The sequence below is a fragment of the Flavobacterium crocinum genome, from assembly GCF_003122385.1.
GTDB lineage: Bacteria > Bacteroidota > Bacteroidia > Flavobacteriales > Flavobacteriaceae > Flavobacterium > Flavobacterium crocinum.
In genome coordinates this window covers 615,195-634,886 of the sequence record NZ_CP029255.1, presented here as the reverse complement: position 1 = coordinate 634,886, position 19,692 = coordinate 615,195, and the positions used below count along the sequence as shown (strand labels likewise).

Below are 19,692 nucleotides of genomic sequence, written 5' to 3'. Positions count from 1 at the left end.
GAATAGCTATGTGAATTTATGAAAGTGAAACGCCTTTTTTTAATTTCCAATTAGCTATGTTTCTATGTGTTTAAATATAGCGGTAAAGTTTCTATGAACTGGTTAGACTTCGAAGAAGAGTTAGATAGAATAATCCAATTAATTCTTTTAATCTGTGGCTATAAAAATAAATATAATTTAAAATGAAACTTATTTCCTTATTCCAAAAAGTTGACATTGCAGAGAAAATTAAAGACGCTCCGGACAGTGGTTATCAAATTGGCGTTGTCATTGGATCTTTCATCCCGTTTCTGGTTTTGGGCGGACTTGCTTTGTGGATGTATCTTGGGGCTAAAAAAAGAGACAAAAACGGCAATTAATTTGTAAATTTGCAAGCTTAAAATTAAAAATCGATGAGTAATATCAGAATTACAAAACAATTTAGTTTCGAAACCGGTCACGCTTTGTACGGTTACGACGGAAAATGCAAGAACGTTCACGGACATAGTTATAAATTATCGGTAACGGTTATTGGCTCGCCAATTACGGATCGATCGAATGTAAAGTTCGGAATGGTGATTGATTTTTCGGATCTAAAGAAAATTGTAAAAGAAGAAATCGTCGATCAATTTGATCATGCAACTGTTTTTAACCAAACGACTCCGCATATTGAATTGGCTAATGAATTAAAAAACCGTGGACACCATGTGATTTTGGTTGATTACCAGCCAACAAGTGAAAATATGGTGGTTGATTTTGCAGAACGAATTAAAAATAGACTTCCTGCCGGAATTGCTCTTTTCTCCTTAAAACTTCAGGAAACAGAATCTTCGTTTGCAGAATGGTATGCAAGTGATAATGTTTAAAATTCCAATTTTTTAAATTCCAAATCCCAAAACTCAAACGAATAACTTATAACTCTTAACTTCTAACTTTCTAGATGAAAAAAATATATTTTGCTTCAGATCAGCATTTTGGTGCGCCGACTCCGGAATTGAGTTTACCGCGCGAAAAGAAATTTGTTGCCTGGTTAGATGAGGTTAAAGAAGATGCAGAAGCCATTTTTTTGTTAGGAGATTTGTTTGATTTTTGGTTTGAATATAAAACCGTCGTTCCAAAAGGTTTTGTACGTGTATTGGGTAAACTGGCTGAAATTCGCGACAGCGGAATCCCAATTTATTTCTTCGTAGGAAACCATGATTTATGGATGAACGACTACTTTGAAAAAGAACTTAATATTCCTGTTTATCACGATAACAAAGAATTTACCTTTAACGGAAAAACCTTCCTGATTGGCCACGGCGACGGAAAAGGCCCTGGTGATAAAGGATATAAAAGAATGAAAAAGGTATTTACAAATCCGTTTTCAAAATGGCTTTTTCGTTGGTTTCATCCAGATTTGGGTGTTGGTTTAGCACAATATTTATCGGTTAAAAATAAATTGATTTCTGGCGACGAAGACATTAAATTTTTAGGTGAAGATAAAGAATGGCTTATTCTGTATGCCAAACGTAAATTAGAAACCAAACATTATAATTATTTTGTTTTCGGTCATCGTCATTTGCCAATGATTCGTACTGTTGGTGAAAACTCAGAATATGTAAATCTTGGTGACTGGATTGGCTACTTTACTTATGGTGTTTTTGATGGCGAAAAATTTGAACTTTTAGAATACAAGAAATAATTACTTTTTAGTACTCGGGTAAGTCCCAATTTTGTGCGTTCTCAAAATATAACTGGATAATTGTTTGCTATTTGAAAGCTGAAAATTAATGGCGTTTGAAGCTTTTTTAGGCATATGACATTCTACACAATTATCAGCCAGTAATTTCTCAGGCATTGTTTTTAGCGTTGTTTCCTTGTGTTTTAATCCCTGATGACAGCTCATACAGATTTTAGAATAAGAAGCCATATTTTTAGACGCATTTTCATGCGGATTATGGCACGTAATACAATCCATTTTATTGCTGTTTATAAAACATTTACTCTGTGCCATCAACCTGAACTGGTTTCCGTGAACATCAAAGTTGGTTGTATCGTTTATGCTTCGGGTTTCACGAAAGAATTCAGATAAATTGTCTCCGGGTTTAAAGTCAAAACGGGATTTTAATTTCATTCCATCATTTCCTGCGTGGCATAAAGCACAGGCATCAAGTCTCTGTTGTCTGCTCAATGATTTAAAACTTGTAATGCTATTGGCGATTTTAATGTTAGGGTTTTTCAAATGAAAATCAACATGTTTTTTGGCTGGCCCATGACAGCGCTCACAGTCAATTCCGTACACAATCGTTTTTTTATTGATGGCATCTTCAACGTCCATAGACATGAAATTTTTGTCTTCAGAACTTTGATTAACCGTGCGCGAACTAACATTAGAACTATGACAGGCATAACAATCTTTAACCACCATTCGGTCAAAATAAGGTTTATCAGCAGGGAAACCTGGACTTGTGGCCCAATTGTTTATTGAATGATAAAAGGAAACCGGTAATTCGTAAGTATTATTGTTTTTCCAATAGACAGAGGTTTGTGCATGTTTAGTTCCAAAAACAATTTCGAATTTATATTTAGAAACTTCTTTTCCGTTTTTGTATAAAACTTGATACAAACTGTCGCCCTGTTTTTCCATGACCAATTTGGTGTCTTTATCATAAATGAAAGTATGATTTTTAGAATCGAAATCGCCTGAAACATTTCCTAAAATGGCTGGAGCAGTAGCTTTAAAATGAGAACTGTGAAATGCCATTTCAGATTGTACTTTGTGACACTGTACACAACTCTCTGAACCCGCATAATCGGTGCCACGAGGATCTATATATTCTTCTGATTTATTAGTACAGCTGACAAAGAATATTGTCGTGAGAATGGTAGTAAGTAGAAATACAGCTTTTTTCATTGCTGTAAATATACTTTTTTTTGATTTGAATCAAAATATATTTCAATAATGAAAAAATGTTGTTAAAATATTTAGAATGTTTCTTAATTCATTCCAACTCCGTAGATATATTCATCCAATTCGATTTTGAATAAAGAACCTTCAACTAAATCTTTAATCGATTTTAATTCGGTCATATTTACAGCCAGATCAATCGAATTACAAGGTGTTTTCAATAAGAATTTGTGGCAAGAATATTTCATTTCACAAGCTTCGCAACAAGCATTTTCAATCATACTGTCTTCAATTAAATCACAAAAAAGATTCAATTCTGCAACTGTAAAATAAAAACCTGTTTCTTTAAAAACCAGTTGTACTTTGTCTGAAATAGTCGTGTTGCGATCTTTCCAGTAAAAAGCTATCCCAAAGTTATTATGATATATCTGTTCAATTTCTCTCATCTTAATCCATTTAATTCAACAAATATAAATATTATTTATATTAATTCTAAATAAAAAAATAATAAAAAATGAAAAAAAATTGAACCACATAAGTAATATAAGTTCATATTAAAGAGATTTTTATTTTGAGAAGTATTGAATAATAAAAAAAGCCTTCCATTTTAACTGAAGGCTGATTCATAAATTTCAATATTACATGAACTTATATTACTTATATGGTTTAAAAAAGTTATTTAAGCCATTTCTTTATATTAGAAAGAAATTCTTTCTGTTGATCTACAAAAAGATAATGCGAACAATTGTCCAGAAAAGCAAAATGATTTACACCAGCAATATCTTTTATAGATTGAATTTGTGCCGATGAAAAAATGCCGTCATCTTTTCCATAAATAGCCAAAATGGGAACTCCTTCAGCTTTGATTTTTTTTAATAAAGGTCGGCTGTCGATATTATTTTGTTTTTCGTTTTGATAAAAAAGCAAAGGCGCATTTTTGTTCCGAACATTGGTTTTGTAGAATTCTCCTTTTTCATAATCAGTATATAGTTTTTTAGATTTTGCAGTGGGTTTTGGCATTTTAAAGTAATTTTCATCACTTGCCAAATCAAAGCAGTGTTTTCTGTATTCGGCAGAATTTTTATCCAGTTTTTCTACGTAAGCTATTTTGTTTAGTGTTTTAGAATTGCCGTCGTGTACTTTCTTTATAGAATTTAAGATGTGATCATAAGTTTCCTGCTGCGAAAATAAAGCGCCGGCCAAAACCAAAGCGGTTACATTCTGAGGATATTTGCTGGTATAAAGTGTCGCCACTAAACCGCCAAAACTATGACTAAGCAAAACAGCCTTTTTTAAATGGTATTTTGAATAAATTGAGTTTAAATCCTGAAAAGCTTCTTCATAAGTAAAAGTGGCATTCGGATCTTTAGATCTTCCTTCGCCACGACGATCGTAAGCAATAACATAAAAACCTTGATCAGCAAGATTTTGAGCAGTTGTTCCTTCAAACAAAGTCGCGTTTCCGCTTGGACCACCGTGAATAAAAATTACAGGTTTATTATTCTCGTTTCCGTAAGTTTTGATGTAAAGATTCTGTCCTTTTGCGAAAAGTGATATTATTAAAAATAGAAAAAGAGATAGAAATTTCATTTATTCTAATTTATTATGCTCTTCCATATCCCTTTTTAAATCTAAATTTCTAAAGGTTGGCGATTTTAATGCAGTGAAAATTACAGTCAAAAGTGTAATACTTCCTCCAAAGACGACAGACGTTACTGTTCCCATTAATTGGGCAGTTGCGCCACTTTCAAAAGCACCAAGTTCATTTGAAGATCCTACAAAAATGGAGTTTACTGCACCCACACGACCACGCATATGATCTGGAGTTTTAAGCTGTAAAATGGTTTGACGAATTACGACAGAAATTCCGTCTGCCAATCCGCTTAAAAATAAAGCAAAAACAGAAAGCCAAAAATAGGTTGATAACCCAAATAGGATAATGGATAACCCAAAAACAAATATAGCGACTAAAAGTTTTTTTCCTGCATTTTTATTTAGTGGTACATAAGCAGAAGCGAGTACTGTAATAAAAGATCCTACTGCAGGAGCGGCTCTTAAAATTCCAAAACCTTCAGAACCTACTTTTAGAATATCTTGAGCAAAAACGGGTAATAGCGCTACAGCGCCTCCAAAAAGTACTGCAATCATATCAAGCGATAGAGCACCTAAAATAATTTGATTTTTAAAAACAAAAGTCAACCCTTCAGTAAGGCTGTCTTTTATAGATTCTCCAATTTTTGGATTTAAGATTGGTTTTTTACTGATTTGTGATAAGGCAATTAAAGAAAGAATGGAGAATCCGAATACCAGACACATTGACCAATGCACGCCAATCCAGTTGATTGAAAATCCTGCCAGCGCCGGTCCCATTACAGCGCCAACCTGCCAAACCGAACTACTCCAAGTTGCAGCATTTGGATATACTTTTTTAGGAATAATCAACGATAGAAGTGAAAAAATGGTTGGACCAAGAAAGGCGCGAACCAAACCTCCAAAAAAGACTAAAGCGTAAATAGAATACAAGATTACATCTGAAGATAAACCTCCAACTATTTTGGGCCAGGTCAGTAAAAATAAGCCAAAACTAACTACTGAAAAGCCTAAAATACATTTTACCAATAATCCTTTCTTTTCTCTTTGATCTACAATATGTCCGGCGAACAAAGCCATTCCTATGGCTGGAATAACTTCCATTAAACCTATAATTCCTAAAGAAAGCTTGCTTTTAGTTAAACTGTAAACTTCCCACTCAATTACAATGAACTGCATCGACCAGGCAAAAACCATTGCAAAGCGCAGTAATAAAAATACGTTGAATTCTCTGTAACGCAGTGCCTGATACGGGTCAGGTTTATTGGATTTAATCTCTTCCATTTGTTCTAATGTCTTTCAGCATAAGCTGTGTTGAAATAGTTCCGTTCCATTCATTTTCGGCAATGGTGTAAGCCAATTGAAACAGATTTTGATTTTGTGTTATGTTTAGTTTTTTTCCGAGTCCAAAGCCAATTGCGGCAATTCCGTCGGAATTATATTGTTTTGCGAATAGTCTTAAATGTTCTTCTTCTGCACCTAGAGTTTTAGCATAACCAGTATCTTTTACATTCTTAGTCATAAAAACGGGGGTCATATTTTGAGGGCCAAAAGGTTCAAATTGCTTTAAAATCCGAATCAGTTTTGGTGTTATATCAGAAAAATTTATTTCGGCATCAATTTCGATTTCCGGAGTACGCATTTCAGGTTGAATGGTTTCTTGAACGCATTTCTCAAAAGCTTCTTTAAAAAGCTGATAATTTTCGGCTTTTAAAGTCATTCCTGCGGCATACATATGTCCTCCAAATTGTTCCAAATGTTCTGAACATGCATCGAGTGCATTGTAAACATCAAATCCTTTTACAGATCGGGCAGAAGCAGCATATTTGTCGCCGCTTTTAGTAAAAACCAAAGTCGGACGATAATAGGTTTCGATTAATCTTGAAGCCACAATTCCGATAACACCTTTGTGCCAGTCTTCCTGAAAAACAACTGTCGAAAAACGTTCTTCTTCATTGTTTTGCAAAATCTGCTGAAAAGCTTCTTTGGTGATTTTTTTGTCTAAATCTTTTCGGTCAGCATTGTATTGTTCAATTTCTGAAGCGAATTGTTGTGCTTGTTCAAAATCAAATTCGGTTAAAAGTTCAACGGCGTGATTTCCGTGTTTGATTCTTCCCGCAGCATTAATTCTGGGAGAAATAATAAAAACAACATCCGTAATATCTAAAACTTTCTTTTTTACTTGATGAGTCAAAGCTTTAATTCCTGGTCTTGGTTCGCTGTTGATGACTTTCAATCCGAAATAAGCCAAAACTCGATTTTCGCCTGTTATCGGAACAATATCTGCTGCAATTGCTGTAGCGACTAAATCCAAATACGGAACTAAATCTTCAATAGTTTCATTTCGATTTTGACCTAAAGCCTGAATCAATTTAAAGCCAACGCCACAACCACATAATTCGTCGTAAGGGTAGGAGCAGTCTTCTCTTTTCGGATCTAAAACGGCAATTGCATCAGGTAGAAATTCTCCTGGTCTGTGGTGGTCGCAGATAATAAAATCGATGTTTTTCGCTTTCGCGTAAGCGATATGATCAATCGATTTGATACCGCAGTCCAAAGCAATAATTAAGGAAATTCCGTTGTCGTCTGCGTAGTCAATTCCTTTGTAGGATATTCCGTAACCTTCATCGTAACGATCAGGAATATAAGTGGCAATATGAGGATAATGTGATTTTAAATAAGAAGAAACCAAAGAAACAGCAGTTGTTCCATCCACATCATAATCACCGAAAACCAAAATATTTTCCTGATTTTCGATTGCCAATTCGATTCGTGCTACTGCTTTGTCCATATCTTTCATCAAATATGGATCGTGCAGATGTTCTAAAGATGGACGAAAGAAATTTTTGGCATCTTCAAAAGTTTCAATGCCGCGCTGAATCAAAAGTGTTGCTACAAAATCTTCAACATTTAAAGCTTCTGCCAAACGTTTGATTTTATCTTCAGCAGGTTTTGGTTTTAAGGTCCAACGCATGGGTTGATTTTGGATTTTAGATTATTGATTTTAGATTGCAGATTTCTAAAATCGTTTAATCTGATTGGTAATTTTTTTTAAACACATAGAAACATAGTTTATTGGAAACTTAAAAAGGCGTTTCACTTACATAAATTCACATAGCTCTATGTGTTAGAAACTAGTTTCTTTCTAATTTCTTTTATTCATAAACAAAGAAATCTATGTTTCTATGTGTTTATTTTTGCGCATTGCCGATGGTTGTCGGAAACGGTAGAGATATTCTGTTTCAAGCTTTGACAAAGTTTTTAGCATGTAGATTTCAGCAATCTAAAATCTACACTCTTCAATCTAAAATTATTTTGCTTCTAAAGCATTCCCTTCAAACTGAATTCCATCCCAACCTAAGTTGATGAAATTTCTAATGTTTTGGTGATTTGTTCCGTTTGGATCGCCTAAAACTTCTTCAAAATAAAAAGCTCCAAAACAAGCTAAAGTTTCTTCTTTGCTTAAATTCTGAAGTTTTGCAAAAGAAAATAATTTACAAGAACCAGAATTTTCTCCGGCTGCATTATGTTGTGTTCCGTTTTGAAAGGCAGTTGGTGTAAAGTTGTAATTTTCTTCGATTACAGCAATAGTTTCAGGAAATGTGATTTGAGTTGGAGTTTGTTTTACTTTTTCTAAAAAGGCTTGTATGCTCATGTTGTTGTGTATTAGTTTTTTTTTGCCACAGATTAAAAGGATTAAAATGATTTTTTTTGCCACGAATTACACGGATTTCCACTAATTAAATTTGTGGCGAACCTTTTTTATCTTTAATAATCCTTTTAATCTGTGGCTGAAATAATTATTTATTCTTCATCACCCTTAGAAAACTTACTTTTCTTAGGTTCTTTGGTTATTGTTTTTCCGGCAACGACCACTACGATTTCGCCTCGCGGTGCTGTTTTTTCAAAATGTGCTAAAACCTCTTTTGCCGTTCCGCGTACATTTTCTTCATGTAATTTTGATAATTCTCTCGAAACACAAACTTGACGATCTTCTCCAAAATATTGTACAAATTCAGCTAAAGTTTTAACGAGTTTATGTGGTGAAACGTATAAAATCATCGTTCGGGTTTCTTCGGCTAAAGCCAAAAATCTTGTCTGCCGTCCTTTTTTATCAGGCAGGAAACCTTCAAAAACAAATTTATCATTTGGGAGCCCGCTGTTTACTAAGGCAGGAACAAAAGCTGTTGCGCCTGGAAGACATTCGACTTCAATTTTGTTTTCGACACAAGCACGAGTCAATAAAAAACCCGGATCTGAAATTGCAGGAGTTCCGGCATCTGAAATCAAAGCGATAGTTTCTCCTGCTTTTAATCTTGCAATTAAATTTTCGGTGGTTTTATGCTCATTGTGCATATGATGGCTGTGCATGTGCGTGCCAATTTCAAAATGCTTTAAGAGTTTTCCGCTTGTTCGGGTATCTTCAGCCAAAATCAAATCGACTTCTTTCAAAACCCGAATGGCTCTGAAAGTCATGTCTTCAAGATTGCCAATTGGCGTTGGAACGATATATAATTTTGACATATTTTTTTATGTGAAATGTAAGGTGTAAAATGTGAGAGGATTAAGCGAATTTCTTCTCGATAATTCCCATAAAACGCTCGGCATAATCTTCTTTTCCGTCCCAATTATTATAATCCGGTTTTACCATATTTTCAATAAATTCTTTAGCTTCACTATAAGAATCAAAAGTCATTAATTGGTTTAAAACGCGGCTGTAATCTTCTGTACTATTTCCGAAAAGATTTTTGGTAAAAGCAATTCTGTCATTTAAATCGATATGAAAACCTCGAGCCAGTTTTTCATTTAAACTCACCGCTTTTGGTTGAGCAGGAGTATCGAGAATGGCCGTTTCTACTTTTTTCTCTTCTTTTTTCTCTTCTTTGAAATCAGTAATAGAAGGTGTTTTAACGGGAGGAACAGCTTCAAAACTATCTACTTTTACAAATTGGGCATCGGCATAATTAACACCAAAATCTTCAAATAATATAGTTGGTATAGCCGTCGATTCTGCTTTTGGTTCTTCTTTAACTTCTTCTTTGATTTCTTGTGTGTCCAGCTCAAAAGCAGGTTTGAAATCAGGAATTGGTTTTAAATCGTTTACAGTTGTAAAGGAAAGTTCATCAACGGTGTTGTTAACTTCTTCTGTGTTTTCAATTTCTTTTTCCGCTTCCGCTTCAATAATTTCAGCTACAATTGGTTCAGGAGTTTCTTCAACAGTTTCTTCAATTACTGGTTCAGCCGCTTCAATAATCTCTGGTGCTTCTTCTTCAATTATTTCAGGTTCAGCGGTTTCTTCAAGTAAAATAACTTCTTCTGCAGCGGGAGTTTCTTCTTTAATTTCCGCTTCAGGTTCAATTACAGCAGGAATTATTTCTTCTTCTTTATTGAAAATAGTTTCCAATTCGTCAGTGATATCAGCTTGTCCAATAGTTGGTTTTGCAGCGTCGAAATTTTCTTCTACAAATTTTAATACCGCTAATTTTTCATATAATTTCTGAGTTTCAAGATACAATTGATTGATATCGGATTTGTTTTTAAGCTTTAAAATTCGATGTGCAATGCTGATTAAATCGGCTTCCAATTTTTTTTTCATAACTGTTGAAATTATAGTGACTAAGGTATTTTAGTGTATTTAATGTCTGAATGTCTTTATTCTTAAATAAATTCGGGAGATCTTTTAAAGATATTTTTTATTTCTGTTAATAAGCGATCGCTGATCTCCGTTTTGATAAAAATTTTCTACTTTTGAAAAAATGTAAAACAGCACATTTTTACGTCAATTTATTACCAGTACAAAGTAATAAAAACTTATTCATTTTAAAAGGCTGAAAAATACAAAATGTTTCTCGAAAATACAGTAAATCACAAAGAACAATTTGGGTGGATTGAAGTTATTTGTGGATCAATGTTTTCGGGTAAGACCGAGGAGTTGATCCGCAGATTAAAGCGTGCGCAATTTGCCAAACAAAGAGTTGAAATCTTCAAACCCGCTATCGATACCCGTTATCATGATGAAATGGTAGTGTCTCACGATTCTAATGAGATTCGTTCTACACCAGTTCCAGCAGCTGCTAATATTTTAATTTTAGCACAAGGCTGTGATGTAATCGGAATTGATGAAGCACAGTTTTTTGATGATGAGATTATCACAGTTTGTAATGATCTTGCTAATCAGGGAATTCGTGTGATAGTCGCGGGTCTGGATATGGATTTTAAAGGAAATCCGTTTGGACCAATGCCGGGACTTATGGCAACGGCAGAATATGTAACCAAAGTACATGCGGTTTGTACCAGAACAGGAAATTTAGCTCATTACAGTTTTAGAAAAACAGATAATGATAAACTGGTAATGCTGGGAGAAACAGAAGAATACGAACCTCTTAGCCGTGCAGCGTATTTTAAAGCGATGAAAAAAAATCAGGAAAAATAATTTTCCGGTTTAAATCTTGTTAACCAAACGAAACATGAGAAAATCTAATATTTTATTGTTGGTTGTTATTGGAGTTGCGCTTGCTGTGGCTGTTTATTTTCAATTTTTTCTTTCTGAAGAAGCAGAAGAAACAAATACCGAAATAACAGAATTAGTTGCAAAATATAATAAAAACTGTCCGCTGACTATTCAGCAAGGAATTCGTTTAGACAGTGTCAGCTTAATTGAAGAAAGAACAGTTCAATACAATTTGACTTTAATAAATGTAGTTCAAGAAACTGCTGAAACGAACGTAATTAAGGAAGAAATTGAAAAGAGTCTATTAAGTACTGCAAAATCAAATCCGGGACTTCAGGTTTTTAGAGATAATGATTATACGCTGAATTATAGTTATAGTGATAGAAAGAAAGTGTTTTTGTTTGCTATAAAAATATTGCCGGATCAGTATAAATAATTTTACGTTTTAAAGACGTTGTTAAACCCGACAGGTTTCTGAAACTTGTCGGGTTTCTTGTTTATGGGGATGATTTTATAGGGTATAAAAAAAACCTAACAGGTTTTTAAAACCTGTTAGGTTTGGTATATCTGGAAACATAATCTTAAATCTTCTTTCTCATTCTCGCAACCGGAATATCTAATTGTTCACGATATTTAGCAATTGTTCTTCTTGCAATTGGATACCCTTTTTCTTTTAGAATTTCGGCCAATTGATCATCTGGAAGCGGTTTCTTTTTGTCTTCTTCCTCAATGGTATTTTTAAGAATCTTTTTGATTTCTAAAGTCGAAACATCTTCTCCCTGATCATTTTTCATCGCTTCAGAGAAGAATTCTTTAATCAGTTTTGTTCCGTAAGGTGTTTCAACATACTTACTGTTTGCCACACGTGAAATCGTTGAAATATCCAAACCAACCATATCCGCAATGTCTTTTAAGATCATTGGTTTTAGTTTGGTTTCGTCGCCATCTAAGAAATATTCTTCCTGGTAATGCATAATCGCATTCATTGTCACAAAAAGAGTTTCCTGACGTTGTCTAATCGCATCGATAAACCATTTTGCCGAATCCAGTTTTTGTTTGATAAACTGAACCGCATCTTTCTGCGCAGTCGATTTATCTTTAGATTCTTTATAGGTCTGCATCATTTCCTGATAATCTTTCGAAACGTGCAGAGAAGGAGCGTTACGTCCGTTTAAAGTCAATTCCAGTTCGCCGTCAACAATTCTGATTGCAAAATCCGGAACTACATTTTCTGTAACTTTATTATTTCCTGCAAAAGAACCGCCCGGTTTTGGGTTTAATCTTTCAATTTCGTGAATTGCCTTTTTAAGCTGTTCGTTCGAAACGCTGTATTTCTGTAATAATTTGTCGTAATGTTTCTTCGTAAAAGCGTCAAACTGATTCTCGATAATATCAATCGCTAAATCAACATATTCGGTTGGCGTTTTGTGCTTTAATTGCAATAATAAACATTCCTGCAAGTCGCGCGCACCAACTCCAGATGGTTCTAATTCATGAATTACCGTCATCATTTTTTCGACCATTGCTTCATCAGTATAAATTCCCTGAGTAAAAGCCATGTCGTCTACAATGTCCGGAATGCTTCTGCGGATATAACCCATATCATCAATACTTCCAACAAGGAATTCAGCGATTTCTCGCTCTTCATCATTCAAAATAAAAGTATTCAGCTGATTGATTAAGTCCTGATGAAAACTGATTGGAGCAGCAAAAGGTGTTTCGCGCTCTTCGTCATCACTATAATTATTAACCTGAGTTTTGTAATCAGGCGTATCGTCGTCGCTTAGATATTCGTCAATGTTGATGTCGTCTGCTTCGATTCTGTCAGATTCTGCATCATCATAATCGTCGTAGTCTTCATTGGCAAATTCATCGGCTTCGTAATCGTCTTCTTTACCAGCTTCAAGAGCCGGATTTTCGTTCATTTCTTCTAATAAACGCTGTTCAAAAGCTTGCGTAGGCAATTGAATTAACTTCATCAGCTGAATTTGCTGTGGAGATAATTTTTGGGATAATTTTAAATTTAAAAATTGCTTGAGCATAGTTAAGGCGCTATTTTTTGCCACTAAGGCGCGAAGGCACAAAGTTTTATTTGTTTTTTTGTGTCTTGCCACAAAGGCACTAAGACACAATTTTTTTTATTTTAATACTGGGCGTTAAGACACAAATTTTTGTTTGCGTTCTAATTTTACTGAGAGTTTCAAAATACTTTTTTCGTATTTATAAATCTTCTGATACCGCTCTTTATCAACGGAACATTGAAATTAATTAAAAAGCCTAAATCTTTATTCAGCAATTTTAACTGACTAATAATTTGTGCTTCCCAAACTGGATTCATTTGCTCAACTGCTTTTATTTCTATAATTATAGAATCTTCAATCAGTAAATCTAATCTTAAGCCTTCGCTAAATTCAATTCCGTCATACACGATTGGAATGTCAACTTGACGTTTTACATCAAGACCGGCTTTAGCAATTTCGTGAGCTAGACAAGCTTCATAAACTCTTTCTAATAATCCAGGTCCAAGTTGTTTATGAACCTTAAATGCTGAGTTTACAATTATTTTTCCAATTTCTTCCGTTCTTTCAGAGAGCATATATTTTTTTGGTTTTGCCACGAAGGCACTAAGGCACAAAGTTTTTTTGAAAGTTTTTAAATCTTTATCAAACAATAAAATAATACTTGTGAATTTGCGTCTTCGTGGTATTATTTTAATTTTTTTTTGAGTCTTTAATTTAGTTAGTTTAAAAATAAACTTAGCGTCTTAGTGCCTTCGTGGCAAAACTTACTAGAATTCCGCGCTACCAGGAGTTCTTGGGAAAGGAATTACGTCTCTGATGTTTGTCATTCCAGTTACAAACAATACCAAACGCTCAAATCCTAAACCGAAACCTGCGTGAGTTGCTGATCCAAATCTTCTGGTGTCTAAATACCAGTATAATTCTTCTTTGTCAATTCCAAGTTTTTCCATTTTCTCAACCAGAACATCGTAACGCTCTTCTCTTTCAGAACCACCAACGATTTCTCCGATTCCTGGGAAAAGGATGTCCATTGCACGAACTGTTTCTCTTCCTGGTTCAGTATTGTCGTTCAAACGCATGTAAAACGCTTTGATGTTTGCCGGGTAATCGTATAAAATTACCGGACATTTAAAGTGTTTTTCAACCAGGAAACGTTCGTGTTCCGACTGTAAATCAGCTCCCCATTCGTTGATTAAATACTGGAATTTCTTCTTTTTATTTGGAGTTGAATCTCTTAAAATGTCAATTGCTTCTGTATAAGAAACACGTTTGAAGTTGTTCTCCAATACGAAGTTCAATTTCTCTAACAATGCCATTTCGCTTCTTTCAGCCTGTGGTTTTGATTTTTCTTCTTCTAAAAGTCTTCCTTCTAAGAATTTTAAATCGTCTTTACAGTTGTCTAAAGCATATTTAATTACGTACTGAATAAAATCTTCAGCCAAATCCATGTTGTCATCCAAGTCGTTGAAAGCAACTTCAGGCTCAATCATCCAGAATTCTGCCAAGTGACGAGAAGTGTTTGAGTTTTCTGCTCTAAAAGTTGGTCCAAAAGTATAAATCTGACCCAAAGCCATAGCAAAAGTTTCACCTTCTAATTGTCCAGAAACCGTTAAGTTGGTATGTTTTCCAAAGAAATCTTTTTTGAAATCAATGTTTCCTTCTTCATTTTTTGGAAGATTATCCAATGGCAATGAAGTAACCTGGAACATTTCTCCTGCACCTTCAGCATCAGCTCCAGTGATAATTGGCGTGTTTACATAAACGAAACCTTTGTCCTGAAAATATTTGTGAACCGCATAAGACAATACCGAACGCACACGCATAATCGCTCCAAAAGCATTTGTACGTACACGCAAGTGAGCATTTTCACGTAAAAATTCTAAAGAGTGTTTTTTAGGTTGCATTGGAAATTTCTCCGCATCCGAATCTCCAAGGATTTCCAATTTCGTAACCTGAATCTCGTATTTCTGACCTGCACCTTTACTTTCAACCAAAGTTCCAATTACAGAAACCGAAGCTCCGGTTGTAATTCTTTTTAAAGTTTCTTCTGGTGTATTTTCAAAATCAACAACACATTGTATATTATTAATTGTAGAACCGTCATTAAGCGCGATGAACTGATTATTTCTAAAAGTTCTCACCCAACCTTTTGCATTCACTTCCTGTAACGTCGTCGTACTGTTTAATAAGTCTCTAACTTTTGTGTGTTTCATTTTTATATATAATTGATATTAAATAATATTCGTTTTGAACAACTGCAAATATAATCGATAATAATTAATTTTTGAAGCTGTTTCCCGCTCTTCGCTATATCTTTCTATTTTTAAAGAAAAAATAGAAAGGATGCCGCTTCGATCGGGGCTAGGGTATTCGGTTTCAAAAGAAGTTTTTTGCCTCTTTTTTGTCATTTCGACGAAGGAGAAATCACACGAGTATTTCCGTAAAGTAAGTCGCCAATCTTTGTCGATTTCCGAGTGAGATTCCTCGTTCCTCGGAATGACAAACTGTGCGTTAATCTTTGTCAAAGTTCAAAACTTTTACAAAGATTTATGTTTTTTAAATTAGTGCAAATTCGAGAAATTCGTGGCAAACAAAAACTACTTTTCCAAATTCTCCAATTCCTCTTTCTTAGTTTTCTTCTTCTCAAAAGTTAAAACTAATGATGGTAAAACCACCAAGTTAGCAAACATCGCAAAAACCAAAGTACAGGAAATTAATCCTCCTAAAGCAATTGTGCCGCTGAAACTTGATAAAGTAAAAGTCGCAAAACCTAAAATCAAAACGATAGAAGTGTAGAATGTACTTACTCCGGTTTCTCTTAAAGCGCTGAAAACAGATTTTTTTACTTTTCCTCTATTTTGAATTAATTCATCTTTGTATTTCGCCATAAACTGAATTGCATTATCAACCGAGATTCCGAAAGCGATACTGAATACCAAAATCGTTGAAGGTTTTAACGGAATTCCGAAATAACCCATTAATCCGGAAGTAATACAAAGCGGTAAAATATTCGTAATCAAAGAAGCTGCTACCATTTTGAACGAACGGAATAAATACAGCATCAAAATTGCAATAGTTGCAATTGCAAACAATAAAGATTCGATTAAGTTATGCGCCAGATAAGTTGTTCCTTTTTGGAAAACCAATGCTTTTCCGGTAATCGTAACTTCGTAACGGTCTTTCGGGAAAATTTCATCAATTTTTGTGCGGAGTTTTCCTTCTACTTTTGCCATTTCATCTGTTCCGATATCTTTCATGAAAGTCGTGATTCTCGCATATTGTCCAGTCGAATCAACGTAAGCTTTCATTAGATTTTCTTTGCTGTTTTTGGTTGCATTTTTAGCATAACCTAAAATAAAAGTCTGTTCCTGAGAAGTTGGCAATTGGTAATATTCAGGGTTTCCGTTGTAGAAAGCTTGTTTGGCATATTTAACCAAATTGACAACTGAAACCGGTTTTGCCAATTCTGGAATTTCAGAAATGGTATTTTGCAATTCATCCATTTTACGAATCGTAGCCGGCTTCATGACACCTTTTTTCTTTTTGGTATCAATCATGATTTCCAGCGGCATAACTCCGTTAAATTCTTTTTCGTAAAATAAAATATCTTTAAAGAAAGAAGCACTTTTCGGCATTTCACCAATCAAACTTCCCGACACTTTCATTTGTCTTACTCCATTTAAACTTACCACAAAAAGGACTGCATAAATAATGTAAACGATGGTCTTTTTTCCTTTTACAACCGTTGCAACCGTATTCAGTAAAGTTGAGATATAAGTTTTGTCTAAGTGATATAAATGTTTTGCTTTTGGCAATGGCATAAAACTGTAGATAATTGGCACGATAAAAAGTGTCAGAGTATAAACAGAAAGCACGTTGATAGAAGTTACCAAACCAAATTCAAAAAGCAATTCGTTTCCTGTAATCATCAAAGTTGCAAAACCAATCGCAGCCGTTAAATTGGTCATCAAAGTCGAAGAACCGATTTTCGAAATAACACGCTGTAAAGCTTTTGCCTGATTATTATGAATCTTGATTTCCTGCTGGTATTTATTAATCAGGAAAATACAGTTGGTAATTCCGATTACAATAATCAGCGGCGGAATAATAGCCGTTAAAATCGTGATTTTATAACCAAATAATCCAAGCGTTCCAAACGACCAGGTTACACCGACAATTAAAATACAAATCGAAATAAATGTAGCTCTGAACGAACGGAAAAAGAAAAAGAAAATCAAAGAAACCGTCAATAAAGAAGCTCCAATAAAAAGTCCAATTTCGCCTTTCATATTATCCGCATTAATCGTACGGATGTATGGCATTCCTGAAACTTTAAGATCAATTCCGGTAGTTTTTTCGAATTTATCGATTTTCGGAACTAAATCATTTAAGATAAAAGTTTTTCTTTCAGCCGTATTTACCAGAGCTTTGTTCATGTAAATAGCAGAACGTACACTCCCGCTTTCTTTGTTAAATAAAAGCCCTTCGTAAAAAGGAAGATTATGAAACAAATCATACTGAACACTTTTTAAATAAGCTGGATCAAGTGCTTTACTTTCTTCAATAAATGGTGCTAAAACGAATTTTTGATTTACCGTATCTTTTTCCAGTTTCTTTAAATCATTTAAAGAAATCACTAAATCTACTTCTTTCGCTTTTTTCAGACCGTTCATCAATTCGGTCCAGGCTGCATAATTTTTTGGAGTAAAAAATTTAGGATCTTTAAAACCAATAACAATAAGGTTTCCTTCTTCACCAAACTTATCCAGGAATTTTTGATATTCTTTATTTGCAATATGATCTTTTGGAAGCAAGTTGGCTTCGGTATAAGTCATAGACAGGTTTTTCCATTGATAACCAAGGAAAATAGTTAACAGGGAAAGAATAACTAAAATTGTTATTCTGTTTTTAAGTATAATTCGGGCCAGTTTTTCCCAAAATCCGACTTGGACAGCGTTTTTCATATATTCTTTAAAAATGGATGCAAATGTAGTGAAAAGTGCTCGAAATCATAAATTAACCACTGTATTTTACTTAACGTTAACACAAATTTGAAAGTTTATTGTTTATGATAATACAATTCATTTTTAGTATTTAATCGATAGCTTTTCTCATCTTTGCATGAATTTAAAATCATGAAAAATAATTTTTATAACTTCGATTGATTAAAAAACTTCGATAATTTAATTCGGAGGGAAGAATTTTAAGATGCCAAAAGACAAAAACAACAATCACAATGCAGGATAACAACACTACTACTTTTATTTTTTTAGCGATTCTTTTTTTGCTGATTGTCATCATTTGTTTTATGATTTATCAATTGATGCAGGCCAAAAAAGCAAAAGAAGATGCCGAAAAGAGTTTTTATGCGCTGGAAGTAAAAGTAAATGATCTTCAGTTAGAGAATTTAGAGTCAAAACTTAATCCGCATTTGTTTAAGAATATTTTAAATTCGATTCAGTCACATGCTTATCAGACTTATTTCGCATTAGACAAACTAGCCAATGTGCTGGATTATATTTTGTACGAAAGCAAAAAGAAATTTGTGACGGCAAAAGAAGAAATCAATTTTGCACTGAATCTAATTGAAATCAATAAAATTAAAATCAGTCCGCTTTTCGAATTGAAGATTAAAACGAATATAAACGAAGACGATAAATTATACGATCAGCCCTTATTAGCTCCGTTGATTTCTATTGATTTAATAGAGAATGCTTTTAAACACGCCGATCTTCAAAGTGCAGATGCTTTTATTTCGGTTGTTTTTGAATTCAAAGACAATGCTTTTTTTATGACGGTTTCCAATAAAATCTCCGATAAAAAAGTACTGAAAAAGGAGAGAAGCGGTTTTGGACACGCGACATTAGAACATCGTCTTCGAATTATTTACAAGAATAATTTCAAACTCGATAAGTTTATAGAAAACGACATTTATATTGCCCATTTAAAAATAGATTTACTTGAATACAAAACTGAAATGCTTGCTTCTGGACGATGAGCTTCCGGGATTGACTTATTTGAAAATGCTTTGCGAACAAATTCCGGAACTGGAAATCGTCAAAACATTTAATAATCCTGAGAAACTTTTGTCTGATATTCCGGATCTGGATTTCGATCTCTTAATTTCTGACATCGAAATGCCGGGAATGGATGGCTTGCATCTGGCCGAAATGCTCGAAAATAAATTGGTGATTTTCTGTACAGCTTATAAAGATTATGCTGCCGATGCTTTTAATATCGATGCGGTAGATTATATCACAAAACCGGTAAAACTGGAACGTCTTCAAAAAGCCATTACAAAAGCTTTTGAACGTTTTGAGAAATCGGATAATTCCAGAAAGTTCATGCAACTGAATACTGATAAAGGGAAAACACTTTTGTATTTTAATAAAATTCAATACATCACAACAGCTGCAAGTGACAGTCGCGATAAAACAGTTTTGCTGACAGATGGAAGTTTTATGAACTTAAAAAACGTAAAATTCGACACCCTTTTACATGAATTGCCTGATGCCGATTTTTGTAGAATTAACAAAAAAGAAATTGTGGCTGTAAAAGCGATAAAGTTCTTCAATCACAACGAAATTGTATTGCATCATTTAGAAGAAAATAATAAAAATACGGCCTTAATCCTGAGTGAAACGTATCGTTCTGATTTTTTAAAAAAGGTAAAATTATAACTTATTACAAAGTTTTTCGGACTTGTTACATACATTGAAAATTAGCTTGTAATTTGCTTTTTCACTTAAAACTCAGTTCTG

The 19,692-nt window shown here is 34.0% G+C and carries 19 protein-coding genes; 7 read left to right on the top strand and 12 right to left on the bottom strand.

Translation table 11 applies throughout. The annotated features are described in order from the left end of the window. Positions 1 to 182: 182 nt before the first annotated feature. The 3 genes from HYN56_RS25000 to HYN56_RS03060 all read left to right on the top strand — a co-directional run bounded on the left by HYN56_RS25000 (position 183) and on the right by HYN56_RS03060 (position 1,663). Positions 183 to 359, top strand: a complete 177-nt coding sequence (locus HYN56_RS25000; RefSeq protein ID WP_167398266.1) for a hypothetical protein — start codon at positions 183 to 185, stop codon at positions 357 to 359. 33 nt (positions 360 to 392) lie between these two features. Continuing rightward, on the top strand, positions 393 to 845 hold the full coding sequence (locus HYN56_RS03065) for a 6-pyruvoyl trahydropterin synthase family protein (RefSeq protein WP_109190831.1): 453 nt from the start codon (positions 393 to 395) through the stop codon (positions 843 to 845). A 74-nt stretch (positions 846 to 919) separates the two neighbouring features. Continuing rightward, entirely contained in the window at positions 920 to 1,663 is a 744-nt protein-coding gene (locus tag HYN56_RS03060) for a UDP-2,3-diacylglucosamine diphosphatase (RefSeq protein WP_109190830.1), read from the top strand. Here the strand turns inward: HYN56_RS03060 and HYN56_RS03055 are convergent, their stop codons facing one another. The 8 genes from HYN56_RS03055 to HYN56_RS03020 form a co-directional block, all read right to left on the bottom strand. Further along, positions 1,664 to 2,875 carry a cytochrome c3 family protein gene (locus HYN56_RS03055; RefSeq protein WP_109190829.1) on the bottom strand — a complete coding sequence of 404 codons (1,212 nt, stop codon included), beginning with the start codon at positions 2,873 to 2,875 and terminating at the stop codon, positions 1,664 to 1,666. It lies immediately after the preceding gene. 83 nt (positions 2,876 to 2,958) lie between these two features. Then, entirely contained in the window at positions 2,959 to 3,315 is a 357-nt protein-coding gene (locus HYN56_RS03050) for a hypothetical protein (protein ID WP_109190828.1), read from the bottom strand. A gap of 229 nt (positions 3,316 to 3,544) precedes the next feature. After that, a complete protein-coding gene (locus HYN56_RS03045; protein ID WP_109190827.1) occupies positions 3,545 to 4,459 on the bottom strand; it encodes an alpha/beta fold hydrolase in 915 nt (304 codons plus the stop codon). Beyond that, positions 4,460 to 5,743, bottom strand: coding sequence for an MFS transporter (locus tag HYN56_RS03040; RefSeq protein ID WP_109190826.1), 1,284 nt, complete (start codon positions 5,741 to 5,743; stop codon positions 4,460 to 4,462). Beyond that, positions 5,730 to 7,433 carry a single-stranded-DNA-specific exonuclease RecJ gene (gene recJ, locus HYN56_RS03035; protein ID WP_109190825.1) on the bottom strand — a complete coding sequence of 568 codons (1,704 nt, stop codon included), beginning with the start codon at positions 7,431 to 7,433 and terminating at the stop codon, positions 5,730 to 5,732. The genes HYN56_RS03040 and recJ overlap by 14 nt, the downstream gene beginning before the upstream one ends. Before the next feature lie 336 nt (positions 7,434 to 7,769). After that, complete coding sequence (locus tag HYN56_RS03030; protein WP_008465164.1) at positions 7,770 to 8,114, bottom strand: HopJ type III effector protein; 345 nt, start codon at positions 8,112 to 8,114, stop codon at positions 7,770 to 7,772. 149 nt (positions 8,115 to 8,263) lie between these two features. Next, positions 8,264 to 8,983, bottom strand: coding sequence for a 16S rRNA (cytidine(1402)-2'-O)-methyltransferase (gene rsmI / locus HYN56_RS03025; protein ID WP_109190824.1), 720 nt, complete (start codon positions 8,981 to 8,983; stop codon positions 8,264 to 8,266). Between the two features lie 40 nt (positions 8,984 to 9,023). Further along, positions 9,024 to 10,055 carry a hypothetical protein gene (locus HYN56_RS03020; RefSeq protein WP_109190823.1) on the bottom strand — a complete coding sequence of 344 codons (1,032 nt, stop codon included), beginning with the start codon at positions 10,053 to 10,055 and terminating at the stop codon, positions 9,024 to 9,026. Positions 10,056 to 10,301: 246 nt separating this feature from the next. Here HYN56_RS03020 and HYN56_RS03015 point away from each other — a divergent pair, with 246 nt between their 5' ends. Both HYN56_RS03015 and HYN56_RS03010 read left to right on the top strand, forming a co-directional pair. Further along, positions 10,302 to 10,892: a thymidine kinase gene (locus tag HYN56_RS03015; protein ID WP_109190822.1), complete on the top strand. Its 591-nt coding sequence runs from the start codon at positions 10,302 to 10,304 to the stop codon at positions 10,890 to 10,892. 34 nt (positions 10,893 to 10,926) lie between these two features. Then, the gene (locus tag HYN56_RS03010; RefSeq protein ID WP_109190821.1) at positions 10,927 to 11,346 is read left to right on the top strand and encodes a hypothetical protein; all 420 of its coding nucleotides are present in this window, start codon (positions 10,927 to 10,929) and stop codon (positions 11,344 to 11,346) included. Between the two features lie 145 nt (positions 11,347 to 11,491). Here the strand turns inward: HYN56_RS03010 and rpoN are convergent, their stop codons facing one another. From rpoN to HYN56_RS02990, 4 genes are all read right to left on the bottom strand, one after another. After that, positions 11,492 to 12,952 (bottom strand): RNA polymerase factor sigma-54, encoded by a 1,461-nt coding sequence (rpoN, locus tag HYN56_RS03005; RefSeq protein WP_109194705.1) that lies wholly within the window; start codon positions 12,950 to 12,952, stop codon positions 11,492 to 11,494. 158 nt (positions 12,953 to 13,110) lie between these two features. After that, positions 13,111 to 13,506, bottom strand: coding sequence for a GxxExxY protein (locus HYN56_RS03000; protein ID WP_109194704.1), 396 nt, complete (start codon positions 13,504 to 13,506; stop codon positions 13,111 to 13,113). 192 nt (positions 13,507 to 13,698) lie between these two features. Then, positions 13,699 to 15,144: an asparagine--tRNA ligase gene (gene asnS / locus HYN56_RS02995; protein WP_109190820.1), complete on the bottom strand. Its 1,446-nt coding sequence runs from the start codon at positions 15,142 to 15,144 to the stop codon at positions 13,699 to 13,701. Between the two features lie 384 nt (positions 15,145 to 15,528). Continuing rightward, on the bottom strand, positions 15,529 to 17,895 hold the full coding sequence (locus HYN56_RS02990) for an efflux RND transporter permease subunit (protein ID WP_109190819.1): 2,367 nt from the start codon (positions 17,893 to 17,895) through the stop codon (positions 15,529 to 15,531). A 272-nt stretch (positions 17,896 to 18,167) separates the two neighbouring features. Here HYN56_RS02990 and HYN56_RS02985 point away from each other — a divergent pair, with 272 nt between their 5' ends. Next, positions 18,168 to 18,929, top strand: coding sequence for a sensor histidine kinase (locus tag HYN56_RS02985; RefSeq protein ID WP_109190818.1), 762 nt, complete (start codon positions 18,168 to 18,170; stop codon positions 18,927 to 18,929). Continuing rightward, a complete protein-coding gene (locus tag HYN56_RS02980; protein WP_109190817.1) occupies positions 18,892 to 19,611 on the top strand; it encodes a LytR/AlgR family response regulator transcription factor in 720 nt (239 codons plus the stop codon). Before HYN56_RS02985 ends, HYN56_RS02980 begins: the two co-directional genes overlap by 38 nt. The last annotated feature ends 81 nt before the right edge of the window (positions 19,612 to 19,692 follow it).